This is a genomic window from Microcoleus sp. B4-D4 (genome assembly GCF_036705185.1).
GTDB lineage: Bacteria > Cyanobacteriota > Cyanobacteriia > Cyanobacteriales > Microcoleaceae > Microcoleus.
This window is the reverse complement of sequence record NZ_JAUBTX010000007.1, coordinates 32623-53600: the sequence shown is the minus strand read 5'-3', so window position 1 is coordinate 53600 and position 20978 is coordinate 32623. Positions and strand designations below refer to the sequence as shown.

Here is a 20978-nt window from a genome sequence, read left to right as displayed (position 1 = left end):
ATTTTCCCTAGATGATATTAAAAATAAACTCAGATTGACCACCGGGTTTTTGAATGGACTCGAACGAAAAGACTGGGTGCCCTGCTACTTTGATAATACGCGCGATCATGGACTAACGAACTTCATATATCGATATCTGAGATACGGGTTCTAAACAGGGAGTTAACTTTGAGAACTGTTTTGGGATTTACCGAGCGTACAATCTGCCGAAAGGCACTTCTGACTCAAATCGCTGATAATATCTAAACTTATATTGTCAACTAATTTAGTCAGAGCCACAGCAATTTGCTTCTGCGACAGCGGAATTCGCTCAATCAATAGCCTTACCGCTTGCTCGTCTCCACAAGCGGCTGCTTTATAAAGCTTCTCAATCGACTCCCTCGGCAACACAGACAGCGACTCAGAAGTCAGTTGCTGGGCAGGCTCATCCTTTTCCGACTGCCTCGGCGACTCCTCTTCATAGATATAGCGAACACCCAAATGAAGCGCCATCTTCTCAAAAATTACTGCCTCTCGGAACGGTTTGGCAACAAAATCATCGAAGCCTTTCGACATGGCAAGTTCCTGGGTTTTAACAAAAGCATTAGCGCTCAAAGCAATAATTTTAGTGTTAGAACCGTTCGGCCGTGCTCGAATTTGTTGAACAGCTTGAAAGCCGTCCAGAACAGGCATCCTCAAATCCATCCAAATTAAATGCGGCTTGTACTTTCGCCACAATTTAACAGCCAGGGTTCCGTTATCCGCGAACCACACAACAAAACCAGCCGACTTCAATATCTGAGTTAACAACAACCGATTTGCCGACTCATCATCCGCTACCAAAATGCGATATATTTGTTGGTTCGATGCCAACCCCTTGACTCGTTTTTGTGGCAGTCTGTCATAAATTTCGCTCTCAGTAGCATGACTGACTTTAATGTGAAAACTAAAAACCGTTCCTTTCCCCACAGAACTTTTGACATTAATCTCGCCACCCATCAGCTTGACGAAAGAGTTACTGATTGGCAATCCCAAGCCCGTTCCCGTTTGCGATTTCCTACCAGTTTCAGTTTGCACGAACGGCTTGAACAAACGGCTAATCTCTTCAGGGGCAATGCCTGGGCCTGTATCCTTCACCGAAAACTGGAGAAAGAATTTGGATAGCGGTTTTTTAGCCATAGACTGAAGGCATTTTACAGTCAGCTTCACCCTACCCGCCTGAGTAAATTTAACAGCATTACACAACAGATTAATCAAAACTTGGCGCAGCTTGCTTTCATCAGTTCGGACGTATTGCGGTACATCTTTCTGGCGTTCAAAAACAAGCTGCACTCCTTTAGACTGAGCTTTGAGTTGGAACATCCCTTCGATGTCCGAGAGCAAACTGTACAGGTCAAAAGCATTTGATTCGAGGGTAATTTGACCAGCTTCAATCTTAGACAGCGACAAAATATCGTTGATTAGTTTCAACAAATGCTCGCCGCTGCGATTGATAATATCTAAACTCGACTGCTGTTCCGGTGCAGTTTTTTTAGAGTTCACAAGGAGGTGAGCAAAGCCGATAATCGCATTCAGAGGCGTTCTCAGTTCGTGGCTCATATTAGCCAGAAAGGTACTTTTAGCGCGATTGGCACTTTCGGCGGCAATTTTAGCTTGTTTTAGTTCCTTTGTTTTCTGTGCAACTTGCCACTTTAAATCGCCGGAATATTCTTCTAACCGCTGGCGAGATGCTTTTAACTGGGAATTCATGCGCTTGAAAGCACAAGCTAGGGCTTCGAGTTCGGCAACGCCGCTACCTGAAACTGTTGAGTCGAAGTCGCCACCAGCTATCGCCTCTGTTGCCGAAATTAACCGTCGCAGCCGCTGTTCTATTCTTAGGGAAATGGACAGCAAAAGGCAGATAGAAAGAACCAAAGCCAGCAGCACGAGCAAAAGAGTGTTGCGGGTGTTGACCTGAACTTTTTGGGTGAAGTCGGTTTCGGGTACAACTGCCACAATTAGCCAATTTAAGCCTTTCGAGTTTTTAAAAGGTCTGACTTGCAGCCAGTATAGTGAGTTGCTGGCAGTAAAGTTAAGATTTTGGCTGCTGTTAATAGCAGCGAGGCTGCCATAATGTTTAAGCAAATACTCTGTGGAAAGCTGGATTACTTGTTGTTGTTGCAGAGTTTGGGCGCTTCTTCGCTGCAGTCCGTCAACAGAAATAGACGATTTTGGTTGAGTTACCTCGTTCCAAGCAACTAAATGTCCCGAACGGTCTAAGATAAAGGCTTGACAGTTAGGGCTGATGTGGAAATCGTGCAAGTTGAATGTTGAGGTTGGGGTAGAAAAAGCAGGATTTGTTTTTTGTTGAGGGAATACTGTTTTTGGAGAGTCTGACCCATTTGTTTTCCCATTTGATTTGATTGTGACTCCGGCTGTTTGACTTGGGCGAAGTTGGTTCACCGAACCAGTTTGCATTTTCTTAGAAGTCCCTTCTCCTTTCCCAACCCGAACCCCTTCTTTTAAGTAGTTGTCAAGGCGGTCAGAGATGCGGCTCGTTGCTTCTGGCAATAGCTGTGCAACCAAGTCGTTCATCGTCTGCCGCCCTGTTTGAAAAGAAAGCCATCCGGTCAGACATAGTAAAGTCGAAATCAAAAGAGCGTTGGGGACTGTAAGCACAACGCGCAGCGGGAGGGCATATTTTTTTTGAACTGAGCTTTTTGGGCGAAACATTGGTTAAAAAAAGGGAGTGGGAATGAGGAAAAAAACGTTCTTCCGAGAAAGTATTACTGCCGAACCGTTCAAAAAATATCTATTTAAGATGTCTATTCAAAACTGATAACTCAGCTTCGCGTTGAGTAGGAAGTAGAAAAGTTCTCCCATCCTCACTCACTATCCCTGCTCACTTTCATTATGCTGTTTGACTAATTGCTATTATTAATAGCGCAGCTTCAAACCAATCAAAATCAGTCAAAAGCCATAAGTTCTCAGAGCGAGCGGTTAGCGACACTGGCTCCCGCCTGACTCAGCTTGGCAGTATTGAGGAGAGGATTTGCATCTCAACTAACCCAAGTTGCGTACTTAAAGCCGCTCTTGACTGGTAATGGGTAATTGGAACAAGTTGAGATTTGAGGTTTGAGATTTTAAATTGATGGATTGCCCTTTATCCCTCTCTGTGGTTGACCCCGGAACGAATGGACTTGCCTAACTCTGTCTAATATTGGTTAGATATGAGTAGGTATGTGTGAGCGGTAGTTTGATTCAAAAGCTATTTTGGCTAGCTCGACAATCACAGACAAGTCTACTCCGGCTCGTGCAGCAGCATCGGCCGCCGATAGATTCTGATTTCTTACCAGAGCTAAAAATTGTCGCACGCTGTAGACTACTGGGTCGTTGGCTGCTGTGTAGCCTTTTTGAATGGCAATCAGCAATCCTTTTTCGACATCTGATGCTGTGGGTGCGCGACCTCTATCAACGTTCACAGTCGGCTCCATTCTTGGGTTTAGGGGAGCGATGCGAATTCCTAAGTGTTCTGGTTCTTTGTTGGCGGGAACGATGTTGAAGTTGTAAAGTCGCTGTTTGCCTTTTGAATCTACAGTTTTGATTGAAAGGTTAGTGATGGTAGCTGTGGTAGCTCCCGGAAAATTGAGAGCTTGAATGGGACGCAAGAAAACAGTTTTGGCTCGGCCGCTTGCCAATTGTGCGTCGGTGCTGAAAACTATTTTTGAGGGGTCGGCAATTAAAACGTAGGCGACAGCTTCATCGGTTGAGCTGAAGTCGATCGCACTTGCGCGACCGGGATAGACTAAAATATCAATCGCACTATTGACGGCAATATCTCGACCCACAGTTTGATAGCCTGTTACTCTTGATTGAGCAAAAGCACAGTCGGGGTAGCTTGCAGCGGCGAACACTGCTGTGAACAAAAGCCCTCCGAGGGAAAGCATTATTGGAGATTGGATGCGATTCGTCATGGCAGTTATCCGTTGATGTTGAGAAAATTGTTGACAGTAGAAACGGGGATTTCCTTTACTAATTGCAGTCGCGTTGGGGCGACTTAACCGTTTATCGACGGCTCCGTTATCGATGAATGTTGAGAAAGCTGTTGACAGTAATAGAAACCGGAGTTCCTTTGTTAACCACAGCTACATTGGGGCGTTTTAAAAGTTCCTCAGTTGCTCTATCTGAGCGGCTTTCCATCCGTTTTGCCAAGGGGCTGAAAAAGCCATCGAGGACGGCTGACCAAATTTGGGGGTCTCGACTTTCAACAGTGGTTGTACTGCCCCCAAACCGACCGCTAATACTGCTAGAACTCCTGACTTTAGGCTCTGCGAATACTTGACCGACTCGTCCAACTCCCGACAGCACTGCGGTGAGGATATCCTGTCCGGCAATATCGGAACCAGGGTCGAAGTAGCCTGAAGCAATCAACGGCCCTCCGCCCTCTCCTGCAATCAAAATTGCGCCTTCTGGAATGGGCTGCTGTTTAATCTGACCGTTTCTATCAGAGTAGACGAGCGCCACAGCAGTAGCTTGTACCATGCGATTGGTTTTGCTGACGGTGCTGGCTTTGGCAATGACAACCGTGCCCTTCCGAAAAGCAATAGAGCCGTCAGTTGCCGTGAAGTCGGCTGTGAGGGTGACAGCAAATTTGTCGTAAAGCTGTTTGCCTGAGCCTTCATCCCATAACAGGGGAACCGAAACTACGCCGTTGGCTGTGGTTCCAAGGGGAACCTGAGCTGTTTGGGAGGTTGAGGAACTTTGGGGCGTGCGGTTGAGAATGCCTTTTGCCCCTGGGGAGTTTACTTGTTCTGCGGTTAGGGAATTTGTTAAGGCATCCGCCTCTGGAGCAGTTTCTGGGGAAAGGGTTTGAAATTCTGTATCGGGCAAGAATGTTCGGCTCGCGCTCAGTCGAGCCGCAGTCTCGATTGGGTTATCGGTAGAATCGGAACTTGTTTGGGGGGAAAGGGCAGCCGGAGTTAATTGGTTAGTGGGGTTTTGGGAGTTGTCGGTGGTTTCGAGGCTGTCCTCTCCATAAGGAAACTCCGGGTGTAGCCTTTCCCCGTTGGCGTTATTTGGGTGGCTATATAGTTTTTCTGGGATTTGTTCCAAAGAAACGTATGAGGATTGCGACTTTTGGTTGCCGATATTGACTGTTAGGAATTCAGTTGTTGGAGTTGGGTTCGTACTAGCGGCGGCGGTAGCACTTGTTGTCGCTGGAGTGTCCGGTGTTGCACTCACGGCATTCGCTATTCGGTTAGGGTCAAAATTTCCCCTAATTTGTCCGAGTTGGGCGAGTTGGTTCCACCGCTCAAACGGGTCGATTTTTTCTTCTCTTGGAGTTGGAATTAAAGGTGGGGGTACTAACGGTTTGGGTATGGGAGCCGGTGCGGGTGTTCTTGAGGGTACTCTTTGAGGTATGGGTGCGGGTAGTGTTACCGTCCGCACTACTGTTCTGGGTGCGGGTAGGGGTTCGCGTAGAGAAGTAGGTGGCGGTGGGGAGTTCCGGGTAGCGACTAGACGCGGAGTTCGCGGAGTTCGCGGGGTTCTTGACGGTTTAGGCGATGGTTCTGTTTTGGGTTTTGCGGTTTTTTGCGGTTTTGAGGCTAATAGTTTTTGTTGGTCTTGGTAAGCTAATTTAGCCAGCAACTCTGGTTTTTCATCTTTAATGGTGCCAGAAGAGTTTTCTTTTGGTGTTGATTGTGCGATGGGTTCGCGAGGTGATTTAGGCTTGATAAATTGCCAAATCAGCAGTCCTAGCAATAGTATTCCACCAGTCAATAGCAGCATTGTCACTGCTCTAGGAACGCCTCTTTCGGAAACAGGCGGCGGCAGTGGTCTTTCCTCATCTTGAGCGAGTTGATATTGAGTTTCAAGTGTTAGGGGTGCATTGGGGTCGAAATTAGCAATGAAGTTTTCATCAATGTCATCGTCAGAAGGGGAAGGGTTTGGAGAAGGGGAAATAGGGGAATCGATGTTATCGTCATCATTATTAGGGGTATATTCACTTGATGCAGTTGTATGATTCATATTGGCTCTAGTGGTACTATTATCAGGAGTGGTATTAATTGGGTTTTCGGTTAATCCATTTCTTTTGTTAGTCATGGCTTTAGAGTTCAATGTGTTGTGTTTAACTGTACATAAAAAAGCACAGAGAGAAGACTTCAAGCAAAGGGATGGAACATACTAAATGTTTAAATTATTTAGTTGTTACGGTAGGTTTTAAAATTTACCCACTTACCGGTTCGTCCCCTTTCCATGTCTCTTTCCTCTTCTATGGTTTGAATTCGACAATTCGGGAAATTTCTAATCCGGCTGCTCTCAAAGAGTGAATAGTCTTCTCTAATTCATTAGCGTTTTCTTTGAGAGGGGATTTGGGAATTTCTACGGCTTTGACGGTGAAAGTTCGATTAAACTGTTCTCGGCTTTCTCCAATGCCTTGCTCTAGCACGACGCGAGTAGCAATTACATCTATTTCCCAAACTCCTCTTTTTATTTCTCTCGGTTCTGAGATGTGAGAAATATAAACTCCTGAGCGGGTTTTTCCTGAATAGATGGTGTTAGGAACGAGTTTGGCAAGTTCAATAAGGGAAGCTTTACCAAACTCTGACTCCATCATCAAGGAGCCCATCCAAGCAGTTGTAGGAACTTTGGCACTTCCTTTAACTTTAATGCCGGGGTCTGGGTCATTTGTGCCGGGAATTTTGCCTGACCAAGCCCAGGTTAAATTGACCCAACTGGATACGAAAGTTTGGATGATTTTCGGCTCTCTGTACAGTTCATCTTGTTCTGCAATTCGTGCTGCGGTTCCGTCTTTTAACTGGACAAAGGTAACTTTTCTTTGAGATAAGGCTCTCAAACTGACTGTATTCACTAAAACAGCAATTGTCAGGAGGAAAACAAAGCTTGTTAGCAGGACAAAGCACAAGGCTAAGGTGTTTTTAGATTCAGGGAGTAAGGGTTGGGATTGTGGAAATTTCATAGTTTTCTTGGAGGGTATGAGGGATGGAAAGGTGGGGATATAGGGAGTGGATTGGGAAACTGGGTTTGAGTAGTGAGTAATAACTCGGTTCGGCGAAGAAAAAGCTACCGGAATTTTCTTCCCCTAGATCAGTTTTCCAGCAATAACGCCGATCGCGTTACTGGCAATATCTGTAAGCTGTTTGGTGCTATTGGCGATCGCACTGTACAAAGCAGTTCCTCCACCCTTGGCTATTAACACGGCTAGAACGGGAGAAAACACAGCTAAAAAGAATAAAAAGGCGATATCTGTAACTAACTCTGCATCGGATTTGACAATCACTACAGCGACTAATCCAACGACGATGTTGTAGCCCAATTGCACTCCAAATAACGACATAAATCCTATTAGCCAAGCCCAGATTGGTTTTCCTTGCAGCGGCAGTAGCGACAAGCCCATTGCCAGAGGCCCGAATAGAGCTGTTAGCAACAAGGCTGCTTCTAAAATGTTGACAAATGCCCACTGTACTGATCTAAGAATTAAGCGAATGATGGGCAAGACAGTAGACCTAAAAACTTGTCCTGCAAAATCGCCATTTCCTATATCTTGAAGATTGGCAACATTGCCTAAGTTTTCAACAAACCGCTGTAAGCTTTTAAGGGGGCCTCCATTTTGCTGTTCCGCTGCCTGGAGAATTTGTTGAGCCGGCTCTTTTTTGCTGTTCCAGCATTGGACTAAAGCCTCTCCAACTTTGCCCTGGCATTCGCTATAGAGTTTCTCAATCTCTTCTTTGCCAGCACTGGTGAGGTTAACGTCGCTCAGGGCCGTTCTGAAGGTCATTTCTCCGACTTGAATTTTCATAATTTCTTGCACTTGAGTGCTGCCTACAGCTTTAATGAATTTGACGCTTTCTGCCAAAACTTTACCGTTGTTGCTGAGAAATACTACAATTACGAGTGGCCAGATAAACATGGCTACTAGCTCTGACCAAGACTGTTTTTCGATGATTTCTTTGCCACTGGTGACAGCGAGGTAAGTAACAGATATTCCCGCCAGAATTAGTCCTAATTTGACTAAGGCAATCCAGAGAGAGGATTCTTGAGTGTTGAAGGTATTAAACCAAACTAAATTCCACGCTTCGACGGTTTTTTGAGAGACTTCTATGGCATCAGATAGAGTGTCCAGGGCTTGTCCTGCTGTGCTAGTTTGGGCAATAAATTGTATTAGCATTGCGGTGTCTCCTTGTTGTGATTTCAGTCTTCGCTTGCCCCTAGGGTGATGCCTCCCGGCATTTGAAACAGTCCGGCTTGAGTAGAAGAAGCGGTAGCAGCCGCAGCATCCTGCCGTCTCTGGGCGGTGTTAATTTCGTTAAGTTCTTCTGCCTGTTGAGCGTTGAGAATGTTGGCAAAACTGCGATCGATTTGAGCTTGCTGGCCCTGCATGACTAAAGCACTTTGATTTTCTGCTGATAAGGCTGCTTGCTTAGCTGCGATCGCACTTTGTTGAGATATATTTCTCATAATGTTCTGGGTGACATCTTGACCTTCTGAATCAGCACCCAATTCCATTGAAATTTGGCTCTCCCGACCAGTTTGCTCTACGTTTTGCTGGACAATTTCTTTCATCTGAGCTTGATTTTGTTGAGCTTTTTTACTGAAAGTGGCTTTATTGGCTTCACTGACAGCACCTTCTCTTTCTGCTAGTTCTGCGGTATTCTCTTTGAGGCTGTAAGAATCTTGGGGTCTCTTCTCTAAAGCAGCGGATAGTTTTGTCCCTTCGCTTTCGGAGGTGTTACCGTCCATTATGCTTTTAACTGCTTCTTTTAGGTCTGGAACTTTCAATTCCCCCAGGAATGAAGAGAGGGTTGACTCTATTTCACTGTTGAATTTTTCGACTTTGTTTAACAAATTGTCCCAGATGCCTGAAATGCTGTCGGAAATGGTGGAGATGGTATCTGAAATTTCGCTTGTTATGCCGCTAATTGTGTTTTCTATACCTCCTATTTCTTTCTGGTTGCTCAAGAAGTTATTAGCTGATTGTTGGATTTGGCTTTCTATTTGTTGATTGGGAACTGTGAAGCTGGAGCGGTTGAAATTGCTGCCCGATGGATTGTTTAAACTGGGAAGCTGTGTTGCAGTCGGATTGCTGTCAGAGGTTTGAGCTTTTGCTTCAACAGAATTCAGTATTAAGCTGAGCCAAATTGCCGGAATGCCGAGGGCAAGTTTGACAAGAAATTTTGGTGATTTCATCGGCTTTTCTCCGTTGTGTGTGCAGTGATTTGAGGATTTAGATCGATATTTTGCATCACTTCAATTCAACAAGTTCGTAAAATTTGTTATGTAAAAAATTAAAGCAGTTATCAACCTCCCAAACGTTCTAGCTAGCCATGAGGTCTTGAGGTGATTTCTGTCCGTTGATATCAGTGACTGCATTTTTGCCAATATTGGTTAATGAACGTCCTTCTTTTACAGCTTGTACATATTCAGAGGCAAATTGTTTGAGTGCTAGCAATTGCCCTTTTAACGTATTGGGATATTGAGCCATCACTCGCGCACGAGCCATCAATTCAGCTTGATTGTTAGCCACACTTGCTAAGATCATTTCGCCTGGATAGTATCGGCTTTGCCAGAAACGACCTCCTTTTTCAATTAGCCAATTGGAATAAAGGTCGGCAGCTCTGGGAAGAAAAGCTTCTGTGGCATTTTGGCTAATAATTTCAGCCGGATATCCCAAACGTTTTATCCAAGAAGTGGCTCCGTTTGATGTCAATCTTCCGGTAATTCGATACACCATGTTTTGCATAATCATAGTTCCCGCACTACAGTCGCAAATACTGTCGATATCTTGAGATAGCAAGAGCACTGAAATGCCATTCTTTCTACCCACTGCACAGAGCTCACCTACTACTTCAGCAAATCCGTCTTTTTTAAACAAAATCGAAAGTTCGTCTCCGATAAATAGGCTTTTCGGGTGAGAAAGTGCGTTGCGAATGCAAGCAGCGTGGGCGTTAATTGCCATCAGATATTGGTCTTGTTCGTTACCCAAACCGCTAAGGGCAAAAAACTTAACAGCGGGTTCAGGTGAAAATGTACTCGGTCTGCCAATTGCTTTCCCTAAAGGTGAGGCTAGTAATGCGTTGCATTGAGTGATAATTTGGTTGATGGCAATGCGGTCGAAGTCGGTAAAATTTTGCAGGTTTAGTTGCTCTTTTGTGCAGAATTTTAGGAGGTTTGTGAGGGTTGGCATTTCTTGCCAAGCGGTCGATTTCCAGCCTTTTTCAAAGGCCGTATTGTAGCGCTCGATAATGTCTGGGTCTTCCAGAAATTTTTTCAGAGTTAGCAGCAAAATGGCATCGACTCGCTGCGCTAATTTTGGGTCGCGGACTTTACCCATGCTGATAATAGTCAGCGCTTTTCTGATAAACTCTTTCCATTGGTCTAGTCGGCGCGATCGCTCTTCTCTATCAAAACGCCTCAAATCCGGTATTTCGAGTAGATTCGAGCTGCCAGAGGTGATGTCGTAGTACGCACCGTCGTCGCCTAACAGTTTCACTGCTGTCTCAAAGGTGCTGCCGCTTCCTGCTGAGATGTCCATACCGACTACTGGAATATTGGCGGCTAAAGCATCGACCGCAAATCGCCATCCTACAACGCTTTTACCGCAACCGGATTCACCTGTTATGACAGCACGGCTGGTTTGGTTGTGCATGAGGTCAACGTACACGGGTTTGCCACCTTTGGTGATGAATTCAACTCCTTTTGAGTCGATGTCCCTTACAGCAGTTAAGGGCAAAATACCAGGGACAGTTTCGGTGTCTAAGGTGAGGCGGCGTTCGTTAATTAGCGAACTGCTGTGCAACAGCCAGCTTACAGTAATGGGCAAAGTTTCTAGCCACAGTTGCCAAGCAATGTTGCGCTCTCTTAATACCTTGGCAGAGCCGAAGCTGTGGGAGAGCATTTGGCAAGCGTGTGTTAGTTGCTCCGGGGTTGGTCGGTAGACTAAGAAGGTGACAGCAGCGTGAATTGCTCTTGCACCTTTGTACATTTTTTTCTGGGCTTCAAAGGATTCTTCCTGTTTGACTTCTGCTCCTACATCGCGACCTTGACCTTTTTCTAAAGCGCGTTTTTTGGCAGTTTTAGATTGTTTAGCTTGCCTTGCTAAGTTGTCTTGAATAATAAAGTTGGGAGCGGCGCTAATTTCGACAACGGCTTCAGTATCGCGGACGTAGCTGTTGCTCATAATTTTCCAGAGCCATTGCAGTTGCTCTCTAGTATTGAGCCAGCCGCCGGGGCCCTCTTCCATTGTTAGCACGCCGCATTCTGCGTTTCTACCGGGAAGCAAAATGCGTGAGCTAGCTTTTCTGTGTTCCGGGCAGCTCGAACGGCCGCTCATACCTTCAATTAAAATGGTGCAGGCGTGTTTGTGACTGTTGATAGTTTCGGTGAGTTTGTAGTCGGATGCGGTTTCTTTTAAGGTGAGAAGTTGGGGAATAGGGGGTACGGGTGCGCTGTTGAATTTTTGCCACAGCCATCCCCACAATGCTTGGGCATTCATGGGTTGAATTTCCAGTCCAATTTTGGTGTTTAGCAAGAGTTCCCACCGGATATAGCCTTGCTCGAAAGCGTCGAGCAGCAGTTGTTTGTAAAAGCGTTCAGAGTAGATGCGCTGGTTGCCTGTAAATTGTGCAGCAATGCTGTTGGTTGTGTTGACAATTCCATTGATGAATTTACTCAGAGGGTCGTTGGATTTGGAGCCAGATTGAGCGTTGAATGTCCAAGTGCAGAAAATAGTTTGGTTCCACAGTTGTCGGGTGCCTGCTAAGTTGAGTTCTTGAATGCGTTTCTGTTCGTTACGAACGAGTACAGAAATGGGTTTGAGGTGACAGTTGTCAGCCAATTCAGTTAACTGTTGCTGGCGAAGGCAATCGCTGCTGTAGCAGCCGGTGTGAAAGGTCATTTTTTCGCCTGGGGGAATGTCTTTTAGTCCCTCTTCTAAGGCGGTAGCTGCATTATTTACTTCCTGGCGGTACAGGATGTTGTGAAAGCCAGCCGTCTCGAATCCGAATACAATTTGATATTGACTGCCTTCATTCAGTAAGTAACCAGAAACTTCTCGACCATCCTTTTTGACAGTCACTAAACACAGGAGGTTTTGGTAGTTTTGGAAGGGCATAAGTCGGCTGTTATCTCCTTGTTGATTGGGAGCAACTTTGGGTTTAAGTTTGACTCGGACTTGTGAATCGCTGATTCGGTGGCGAATCGGGTTTGGTCGGTGTGAGGGAAGGGGAGAAAGGTATAAAAGATTGCCGTTGTACCACTCGTTCCCCGGCGGAGGTCTAAACCTGTCTACAAAAAGGTGAGGTTTGTTACCTGTCAGGAGCCACCAGCTTACAATTAGCCAGAAAGTAGTGGTAAAAAACCAAGGCATTCCTAAGCTGAATAAGCCGTTGGTGATGATGTAAGAAATTACGGTGATTAGCATCCAGGGAATTAGCTGTTCCGCTGGAATAATGCCGATGCTGGCTTGTTTGCCAATAATTTTGTTGACGGAGATGAAGTCTTTGTCTGGGTCTTTAAGCATGGTAATAGGGGAAGGGGAAGAGGGGGAGAGTGGGAGAGGGGGAGAGTGGGAGAGGGGGAGAGTGGGGGAGAGGGAGAGTGGGGTGATTGGGAGAGTGGGAGAGGGGAAGAGGGGGAGAGTGGGAGAGGGGGAGAGTGGGGGAGAGGGAGAGGGGATAATAGAAAGTGGAGTTAAGAAATTAGAGCTTGAAATGAACAGAAAACCAATTCAATCCCACCGAGATTTAGAAGTGTATCAACTTGCATTAGATGTGGCTATGCAGATTTTTGAACTCTCTAAAAAGTTTCCTGTTGAGGAACGATATTCATTGACCGATCAAATTCGTCGGTCTTCGCGTTCTGTTTGTGCCAATTTGTCTGAGGCATGGCGTAAACGGCGTTATGAAGGAGCTTTTGTATCCAAATTAAGTGATTCTGAAGCTGAAGCTGCTGAAACTCAAACTTGGATTGAATTCGCTGTTAGATGCAATTACTTGGATGTTCAGGTTGGTAGAGAGCTGTATCAACATTACAATCAAATACTGGGTACACTGGTCAACATGATTAATAACCCTTCTATGTGGCTCCTTCCAGTGCCAAAAAACCATACTAAGAGTCGGTGAACGAAAGAGTGGAAGAGGGGGAGAGCGGGGGAGAAGAGGAGAGGGGGAGAGGGGGAGAGTGGGAGAGGGGGTGATTCGGAGAGGGGAGAGTGGAACAAGGGGAGAGTGGGAGAAGAAGAGAGTGGAACAAGGGGAGAAGTTTGAAAACTCGCAACAACCCGATAAAAACTAGAGGGCTTCAACATCTAACATATACTCAGCCAATTGAATTAAAATGATGGATTATGTAACAACTGCAATCTACCTGAAAATTCAAATAGCTTGCTGTTTACTGCACACCTCTAATCTCCCCCTCTCCCCCTCTCCCACTCCCCCACTCTCCCCTTCTCCCCTTCTTCCCTAAGCTCCTCCGCCACCGCCATTGCCAATGAACAGGAAAGTTATTACATCAACGGCAATTACAATGGCAAAGGCTAAGGCAACTTGGGTAACAATTGGTCTCCAGTCGTTACCTTGTTGTGCTTGGTTGTAGGCGAAAAGAGAAGCGGCTGCTACTAATAAAAGAAATGCTCCGCGAATTAAGTTGAAAATCAGTTCGATGACTTCGGCATCAATAGCTTCGCCTCCTGCTGAAGAGGCTCCTTCTGCGAGTTCTTGCATAAATTCTTCTAAGCCGGAGAGGAAGAGGGCGTTGGCTGGGGAATCGAGTACGGAGCAAAGCGCAGTAGAGGTGATAATGGCAGTGGCAATGTGCCAAAAGCGGATTTTGCAGCCGATATATCGCTCTACAAGAGGAATAGCTCTAGTGATGTGCCATAAACTTAAAAAGAGTATGCTGGAGCAGCCTAAAGTTGTTATTAGGAGCGGGTCGTGAAGGCTGAAGTAGATGAGTGAGGCTAGGCAAATGCCGAGGAAGGGAATGTCGCCCACTTGAATTTTCTGTTGTTTTAACCAGCGTAATAATGAGTTTCGATTTCGTTCAGTTCTTGTTTTGTCTAAGTAAGTAGCCATGTCACTATTTCGATGATTTAGTGCTTTAATATCAATTAAAGTTGCATTTAATGCCAAAAAAATCACCGTATTTGGTGATTGTCTATAGTGAGTATGACCCCCTCCATTTGGAGGGTGCCAGTGAAATAACTTATTTCAAATTTCCATCTCTGCCTCAGTTTTTCTCGCTTCCTGCTTGTTAGAGTTCTGGCTTTCAGCAAGTTGCTGTTGGGATAGGATATTTTCTACTACTTCTGGTGGAATATCGCACAGAAGTACCTCAACATTACCTTTTTGGAGACTGGCCTCAAAAACTATCTCGCTGTGAGAGTTAAAGCCTTTGACAGTACCCTTAGACTTGGATTTATCGCTGAATTCGACTTCAAAGTCTAGGCGCGAGCCCTGGGAATCGGTAAAGCTCACTTCATCCTGACCGCTTCTCTTTACCATTTCAGCTAAGCGTTCTTGGTTGAGAGCTTGTTGAAAAATTTGTAAGCGGTCGAGTTCTTCTTTTTCTTCAGGTTTCAGGAAGTCGTTTGTTACTTTCCATTCTTTAGTTTTATCCTGTACTGCTGAGAACAGTTCCTCGCCTTCCTTAGTTTTTAAGCTGACAGCGGTAGAGGAGTCAAAATTTGTTACATAAAGTTTGGCTTCTCCCAAATCAACTCCATCTTCTAATGCAACGCCTTCCGCATTTGCTTCTTCTTCAGCTAGGCTGTAAATTTTTGCTAGTGTTGCTGCAAGTTGGGAGTCCTGAGTAAGATTTTGGGCTGTCAAAGTGATTTTTTTAGCAGTAGTGTTAGCGCTGCTAGCTGGGATTGTTGATTCTAATGAAATTTTTTCACCTATTTCTGTTCCGTTTTGTACGAATTGGTCGCTGAGAGATGGAGTTGAGCTGTCGGGCGGTTCTACTTTTGCATCTGCAGCTTGAACACCTGTCTCGCTTTGAAGGGAAAGTTTATTCTCTAAAGCTTCTATTCGCTCTTCTAGGGTATCGAGTCGCTTTTCAAGTCGGTTGAGTGCTTCATTTATTTGTACGAGTTGCTCTTCAAAACTCGCCTCTGTGTCAATTTTAATAGAAGCCGTCTTTTCAGAATTGTTGTCTCTCACACTGCCGGAGATTTTATCAACTTTTCCGTGAACTTTGCTAACAGCTTTAGCTAAGAGCATACCTGGTGTTGAGACAAATTCGGCATCCTGTTCAGGTAAGATGTTTTGTTCCGGTTCTGGCTCCGGTTCAGCTATTGGTAAAGCTTCGGATTCGACCATTGCATCTGTAACTGAATCCGCTTCAACCAAGTTGGTAACCCGCTGGGAGAGCGAGTCAGCCCGCTGGCTTTGAGCTTTGAGCCTTTTGACAATATCGGCAACTTGGCGCTCTTTTCCAGCCCCAAGAGCAGCTTCTATAATTTGAGAAGCTGCTTTTTTGCCAATCAGAGTAGCGAGAACCGCAACTTGAGCGCTCATACCGCTGACAGTTGTACCTTCAACCTCACTTCCAGAAATGGCTGTTCTACCGCTAACTTGTACAGCAGCATCGAGGATACTATCGATGTTCTGGTCGTTTGATTTCTGGCCTTGAGGTCGCTGTTGGCTAGTTCTAATTTTTGAATGTGTGGCTGCTAAGGATTCCGCAGTTTCTACCGCTTCATCTGTCTGAAGTTTTCTTTTGGTTGGGGATTTAGCTGATAATTCTTCGTCTTCCAAATGTTCTCGCTCAGAGTTTTGAAGGTGGCTTTTAGTTTGAGGCTTAGCTTTAGGTTGAGGTTCTTTGAGTTCAAACTCATCTAAATCACTTAGTTGATTTCTCCGAGAGCGGTTTAAGGCTTGAGATTTAACCAGTGGTTCCTCCGACTGCAACTCCTCTAAGTCATCTTCTCGATGTTTATTTTTGGTTTTCGAGTTGGGTAATGGCTCGTCGTCATCCCAATAATTTTCTATTTCTTTTTTTTTAGATTTGGTATTGGCTTTAGATTTCGAGCGGTGCGATGGTTCATCATCCTCTAACTCATCTAGTAAATCGTCTTTTTTAGACTTACTTGCCGCTTTAGATTTCGAGCGGTGCGATGGTTCATCATCCTCTAACTCATCTAGTAAATCGTCTTTTTTAGACTTACTTGCAGCTTTAGATTTAGATTTGGGGGAGGGTGGCTCATCATCCAATTCATCTAGTAAATCGTCTTTTTTCGACCTTGTTTTAGTTCGAGGCGAATCGAGTAATGCTTCAATTCCTGTTTTAGTAAATCGGTTGTCGTCCGGCTCTCCCAAGTGTTCCATCATGTACTTTCCTGTGGTAGAGCCGTACTCTGGTCGATCGCTCAAACTGAGGACGAGTCCGTTGTGCTTGACCTCCACGCTAATGCCAGGTTTGCCGTCGGCTTCCGTTAGTTCTTCAACTGCATCGGCAAAATCTTCTACACTGGTGAGTCCGTTTTCCAGGCAGTAATCTAAAGCTTTCTCGCAGCGATTTCTTAGGTAGTTGAGGATTTTCTTGCCCTCTGCTGTGTTAGGGGTGATGTAGTTTCCCTGGCTTCGGTTTCGGGATGCTGTTTTTGTGGGCATAATTTTTGGGGTGGGATGAGTGGATATTTCCCATGAAATTCGAGCAGTGTGCCTACTGACTTCACTCGGAAGAGCGGTTTTGGGGAGTTAAAGTTACCCCCTCCAATCGGAGGGGGAATAGTCGTCCATTAATAAATAGTTCCTGTTTGAAACTCACTAAAAAACTAACTGTTAGGTCAACGAGCTTCCTGGCGTTCACACCTACCCGTTCTTAGATGTGCGGTAACTGATGTTAAAGTTGTGCGTCGGCAACTCTAATTTTTGAGGATGTGGCTGCTAATTCAGCATCAACCTCTCTGAGGTATTTGATAAACTGAGAGCTGTTGTTTTCCGAAAGCTTCTTAATAACTTGACCTGTTTTCAAGTCAGCAGCTAAGACCGGATTATCAGCTTCATCTCTGACTAAACACCTAACATTATTGCGAGATTTGCTAATAAAAGCTGTCCAGTTTCCCACAGGAATTGTAGTTTCTCCAGTTTGGTTATATGCTTCACAAATCGCATCTTTCAGCAATTGTGAGAGGTAGGCGGGGCTGGCAGGAATGTCTTCGGGTTGAGACGGCTGTTTGTTTTGGGTAGAGGTTGGCGATACGGATTGCGATCGCTTTTGGGTAGGGGTTGGCGATACAAGCGGTCGCTCTTGACAAGGAGTTGGCGATACAAGCGATCGCTCTTGACAAGGAGTTGGCGCGACTTCTGAAAGTTCCTCAACTGATTCAATTAGTTGCACAGAGCTAGGGTTGATGTTTAAGATCAGAGCACTACCTTTAGGCGAGGGTTCAATAGTGGCCTCAAAGGTAGTGCCGATCGGCAATTTAGGTGAACTAGCAGAGAACATAGCTAGCTCTTGCCCGTCAAGGAGGACAATAGGGCTGCCGTCGCGCCTTGAATCGGTACCGCTAACAGAACCCACCTCAAAAGTCAATGTTTTCTGCCTCCATTTGGGACTGCTAAAGTCAACATCTTTCAAGTCATTGTACTTCTGCCCAATCAGTTCAGCTCTGTCAAACTGAAAGGTTTGCAATTGCTGGCAAATTTCATCGGTAAATAGGTTGAGAACCAGTGCTGCTTTAGGTGTTTGGTTTTGGGACTCAAGCCAAGTATAATCAGCAGGAGCTACAATGCGTGAACTCACATCTTTTGTGCGGCCAAGACCATCGCGGTAGGTTAAGTCTAAACCGTCGATGTCGTTGGCATTCTCGCCAAACTTATTCTCAAGAATTCCCACCAGTTTTTCGCTGGGTTCAATTAAGGCAAAATTTACCATTGGCAGGCTCGGATGCACAGTTGCTTCATATTTAATACCTTTGCTGTCTAACAATTCTTTCCAATGTCCAGCTAAGTCTTTGCCAACTGGTTGTCGCTTCTTATCCCTGACAGTCTTACCGCTGCCATCCAATTCAAATTCCTCGAAAGGGACGCTCAAAACGTAAGTGTCTTTTGGCATTGCTTCGTGCAGTCGCTCGTACTCAGGTTCAAAGTTGAATTCAATCAACAGTTGGCGAGAAAGTTCCTTACAAGCTTTGCGAGGGACTTCTAAGTTGGGATTTGCGGTTTCGACGTGCCACATCGCACTAGCAGCTAAAAACCGTTCTTCAGGGTCAGTCCAAGCTTCGGTCACATCGGCTCTTAAGCTCTCGTATAACTTGCTGACGGCTTCTTTAATTGCCTTAGAATCGTCGCTGCAATCCAAGTGGATTTCGCCCATCCTTTCTCGATAGCGTTCCTTAATATCTTGCGCCCACCTGACATAATGTTTCTCCCATTTTTCTCGCTCATCTAAGTCCGAAGGAGACTCAAACAGGTAGCGAAATTCGTCGCGGTGACGGCTTTTTAAACGAGTCGGTTCCCACTCTGGGTTAACAGCCTCCCTAGCGATGCAATTGATAGCGGTGCCGTCTCCTATAGGTAATGGCACCGTTTTGTAAAGCCTGGGGTCGTCTTTATAGTCAAATAGGTAGCTTGGGTGCTGTTCTGACCACTGCTTAGCCTTGGACAATAATGTGGGGTGGTGGTCTTCGGTACGAGTAGCACTTTTGGGACTATCCACTTCAATTTGCAGGGCATCAAACAGCTTTCCAAGAAGCTGCCGCTTCTGTTGATTGAATAAACTTTTTGGCTGTCCCGGTTCTGCTGCTGACGATTGCACTCTCCCGATTAAGGTAGCCACCCAGCCGATTTTATTTTGGGCGATCGCTACGGCAATTTGCCGCAATTTGGTATACTTGCGCTCGCCATCACTATCGGTAGCTTTAGTGTAGTCAACTTTCTCTCGCTTCTCAACTGCATCGTACTCATTCTCTTGATTAGCGTGCCTGGTTTCAGAAGCGATATTCGGCATTCGCGAAGCAGGCGTAATCACTAATTGATCGCCATCAAAATCGCATTGATGATGCTGCATAGCTTGGTCAGAACGAATGAAAACGCACCCTTTGTACTGCGTTAATTCACGGTGGCTTTTGTTGTCTACTGTGTAGCGGCGGATGTTATCTTTACTGACAATTGGGTATCGGGTAACGATAACTTCTGTGCCGTGTCGCAAGTGGGGTGCAACAATTGTACCAGGTTTGAGGTTTTCACAAGGTTGAGCCATTGCTGAACCGTGATGAATTGCTCCCTTAATTGCTAAGTCTTTCCACTTTTTAGCCAGTTGTTCTTGCATGAAATCGACGACTTTGGGAAAGTCGAGGAGTTGACCGAGTTTGTCGTTCCTCAAAATTGATATTAGTCGGGATTCGTTGCGTTGGGCTTTTTCATCTGTTTCGTCTTCTAATCCGCTGCTGTCTTCGTGAAATTTGGATTGAAAAGCAGCTTTTTTATCGTGTTGCTCTACTAAGTATTTGGCAAGTTGCAGCCGGTTATTTTGCAAGTCAGCTAGTTTTTGGGCTTCAACTTTAGTCGGTGTGGCGATGTCAGCCCCAATAGCTGCTTCGGAATACCAAATCGAAAATTGCCAGGAATTTTCGTATTCAGTTACTTTGGCGTTGCCTCGATTTCCCAGTATAGCTTTGGGAAATTCGTAGTCGCCACAGGGGATAAGTTCAGCTAATTGGTTTTTAGCAACTCCTTTGATAGAGGAGCGATCCATAATGATATCATAATCCAAGTCGGAGGTTAAATTAGTATCAGGCAACAGCGTTCCTTTGGCAAGAAAGCTAATTTCGGGAGTGTGGCAGTCTTCTTGTCCCCATTCCTGCATCCAGGCAAATCTGAATTGAAAAGGTCGGTTGTAATTCCCTCCTAATTGTTGCGCTAGTGCCGGTGAAATTTTACCGTGACAGTCTCCGGTTTGCCACTTATGAGCTTTCGCTTTTTCACTTTGGTCATCGCTTTGAGAATCCACAATTTTGACTCGCAAGGTTTCGCCGTCAAGGGAGCTATCTAACAATTTGGCTCCTTGGTTGCAACTGCTAACTAGCAGTGAGCCGTAGCGACAGGCGTGGTCGGGTTGAGTTTTGAATACGCTCAACAGTTTGGTTGAGAGTTCTTTGTCTGCAAAATACACATTTTTGCCTGAGCTGAAAGCAACTCTTCTGCCAATGCCATCTCCGAAGTCGATGTTTTTGAGAGGGTCGAAGCTGCTATCATTTGGGTCAGGTTTAACGATGCTTAGGGATGCTAATTCTTCAGGTTCAAAAAGCAGTTCAAGCAGGGAGTTACGCAGCACTTCTGATTCAGCTTGGTATCGCCCCTTTGCTCTACTGTCAGTCAAGGACATATCAAAGACTGGGATTTTTAGTCCTTCCCCAGCTACCCATTCTGTGGAGCGATATTCTGGGGTAACTTTTCTTCTGCTCATTGATTAGCTCCTGAATCCTAGTTTTTACATTTTTAGGACTTACGCACAGTAATAGTCCAGATTTTGACAAGGTTGTTCCTTCACAAATTCCTGCTACTGAGTGATATTCACCCCCTCCAATTGGAGGGGTTTAGAAGAAAAAAGTAGCGTGTTACAATCAGAATGACAATCCCAATGTGGAGAAAAAAAGTGAAAGTAGTTCGCACAACTACGGCTATGGAAAGCCAACGGGATTATTTCTCCGATCGCGATGCACTTGCCCGCGTTGCTTTTGGAGAAGGTGAAAACAGCCAGCAATTCGGAGGTTTGAACCTCGACGCTAACGGGGTTATTAAAGGTAGAGCATCAACGTTGTTCAACGTCACCGAAGAACAAGTGGAGAACCCTCAATACTGGATTGATTTATAAGAGATACCGACCGAAATTAAGTCTTCGCTCTTACAAAACAAACGTGTCACATTGTAATACCATTTCTAAAAAGTCTTGCTACACTTTGAATCGTTGGGTTTATTTCACGACATCAACCTACTGTTGCTACTGTTGCATGACTTTTCATAAATGGTATAATTCGGAGGTGTCTAACTCGG

12 protein-coding genes are annotated in these 20978 nt (G+C 45.3%); 2 read left to right on the top strand and 10 right to left on the bottom strand.

Annotated features, from left to right (window positions below; genetic code table 11):
- Window positions 1-162: 162 nt before the first annotated feature.
- The 7 genes from QUB13_RS08435 to QUB13_RS08405 all read right to left on the bottom strand — a co-directional run bounded on the left by QUB13_RS08435 (window position 163) and on the right by QUB13_RS08405 (window position 12499).
- Complete coding sequence (locus QUB13_RS08435) at window positions 163-2553, bottom strand: ATP-binding protein (RefSeq protein ID WP_333380045.1); 2391 nt, start codon at window positions 2551-2553, stop codon at window positions 163-165.
- Window positions 2554-3182: 629 nt separating this feature from the next.
- A complete protein-coding gene (locus QUB13_RS08430; RefSeq protein WP_333380044.1) occupies window positions 3183-3932 on the bottom strand; it encodes a hypothetical protein in 750 nt (249 codons plus the stop codon).
- Between the two features lie 106 nt (window positions 3933-4038).
- The gene (locus QUB13_RS08425; protein ID WP_333380043.1) at window positions 4039-6063 is read right to left on the bottom strand and encodes a hypothetical protein; all 2025 of its coding nucleotides are present in this window, start codon (window positions 6061-6063) and stop codon (window positions 4039-4041) included.
- 169 nt (window positions 6064-6232) lie between these two features.
- The gene (locus QUB13_RS08420; protein WP_333380042.1) at window positions 6233-6940 is read right to left on the bottom strand and encodes a hypothetical protein; all 708 of its coding nucleotides are present in this window, start codon (window positions 6938-6940) and stop codon (window positions 6233-6235) included.
- 123 nt (window positions 6941-7063) lie between these two features.
- A complete protein-coding gene (locus QUB13_RS08415) occupies window positions 7064-8149 on the bottom strand; it encodes a hypothetical protein (RefSeq protein WP_333380041.1) in 1086 nt (361 codons plus the stop codon).
- A 23-nt stretch (window positions 8150-8172) separates the two neighbouring features.
- Window positions 8173-9168: a hypothetical protein gene (locus tag QUB13_RS08410; protein ID WP_333380040.1), complete on the bottom strand. Its 996-nt coding sequence runs from the start codon at window positions 9166-9168 to the stop codon at window positions 8173-8175.
- Window positions 9169-9295: 127 nt separating this feature from the next.
- Complete coding sequence (locus QUB13_RS08405) at window positions 9296-12499, bottom strand: hypothetical protein (RefSeq protein ID WP_333380039.1); 3204 nt, start codon at window positions 12497-12499, stop codon at window positions 9296-9298.
- Between the two features lie 118 nt (window positions 12500-12617).
- On the opposite strand from QUB13_RS08405, the gene QUB13_RS08400 reads away from it, so the two are divergent.
- A complete protein-coding gene (locus QUB13_RS08400) occupies window positions 12618-13100 on the top strand; it encodes a four helix bundle protein (RefSeq protein ID WP_333380038.1) in 483 nt (160 codons plus the stop codon).
- Between the two features lie 339 nt (window positions 13101-13439).
- Here QUB13_RS08400 and QUB13_RS08395 read toward each other — a convergent pair whose 3' ends face one another.
- The 3 genes from QUB13_RS08395 to QUB13_RS08385 form a co-directional block, all read right to left on the bottom strand.
- On the bottom strand, window positions 13440-14108 hold the full coding sequence (locus QUB13_RS08395) for a hypothetical protein (RefSeq protein ID WP_333380037.1): 669 nt from the start codon (window positions 14106-14108) through the stop codon (window positions 13440-13442).
- Between the two features lie 78 nt (window positions 14109-14186).
- Complete coding sequence (locus QUB13_RS08390) at window positions 14187-16592, bottom strand: hypothetical protein (protein WP_333380036.1); 2406 nt, start codon at window positions 16590-16592, stop codon at window positions 14187-14189.
- A 232-nt stretch (window positions 16593-16824) separates the two neighbouring features.
- On the bottom strand, window positions 16825-20391 hold the full coding sequence (locus QUB13_RS08385) for a hypothetical protein (protein WP_333380035.1): 3567 nt from the start codon (window positions 20389-20391) through the stop codon (window positions 16825-16827).
- A 189-nt stretch (window positions 20392-20580) separates the two neighbouring features.
- Between QUB13_RS08385 and QUB13_RS08380 the strand changes: the two genes are divergently transcribed.
- Window positions 20581-20799 (top strand): hypothetical protein, encoded by a 219-nt coding sequence (locus QUB13_RS08380; RefSeq protein WP_333380034.1) that lies wholly within the window; start codon window positions 20581-20583, stop codon window positions 20797-20799.
- Window positions 20800-20978: the final 179 nt, after the last annotated feature.

What these genes read in the sequence shown, in the direction of transcription:
- QUB13_RS08435 (WP_333380045.1), bottom strand. Translation starts at nt 2,553, where the DNA reads ATGAACGACTTGGTTGCACAGCTATTGCCAGAAGCAACGAGCCGCATC.
- QUB13_RS08430 (WP_333380044.1), bottom strand. Translation starts at nt 3,932, where the DNA reads ATGACGAATCGCATCCAATCTCCAATAATGCTTTCCCTCGGAGGGCTT.
- QUB13_RS08410 (WP_333380040.1), bottom strand. Translation starts at nt 9,168, where the DNA reads ATGAAATCACCAAAATTTCTTGTCAAACTTGCCCTCGGCATTCCGGCA.
- QUB13_RS08425 (WP_333380043.1), bottom strand. Translation starts at nt 6,063, where the DNA reads ATGACTAACAAAAGAAATGGATTAACCGAAAACCCAATTAATACCACT.
- QUB13_RS08405 (WP_333380039.1), bottom strand. Translation starts at nt 12,499, where the DNA reads ATGCTTAAAGACCCAGACAAAGACTTCATCTCCGTCAACAAAATTATT.
- QUB13_RS08415 (WP_333380041.1), bottom strand. Translation starts at nt 8,149, where the DNA reads ATGCTAATACAATTTATTGCCCAAACTAGCACAGCAGGACAAGCCCTG.
- QUB13_RS08385 (WP_333380035.1), bottom strand. Translation starts at nt 20,391, where the DNA reads ATGAGCAGAAGAAAAGTTACCCCAGAATATCGCTCCACAGAATGGGTA.
- QUB13_RS08390 (WP_333380036.1), bottom strand. Translation starts at nt 16,592, where the DNA reads ATGCCCACAAAAACAGCATCCCGAAACCGAAGCCAGGGAAACTACATC.
- QUB13_RS08420 (WP_333380042.1), bottom strand. Translation starts at nt 6,940, where the DNA reads ATGAAATTTCCACAATCCCAACCCTTACTCCCTGAATCTAAAAACACC.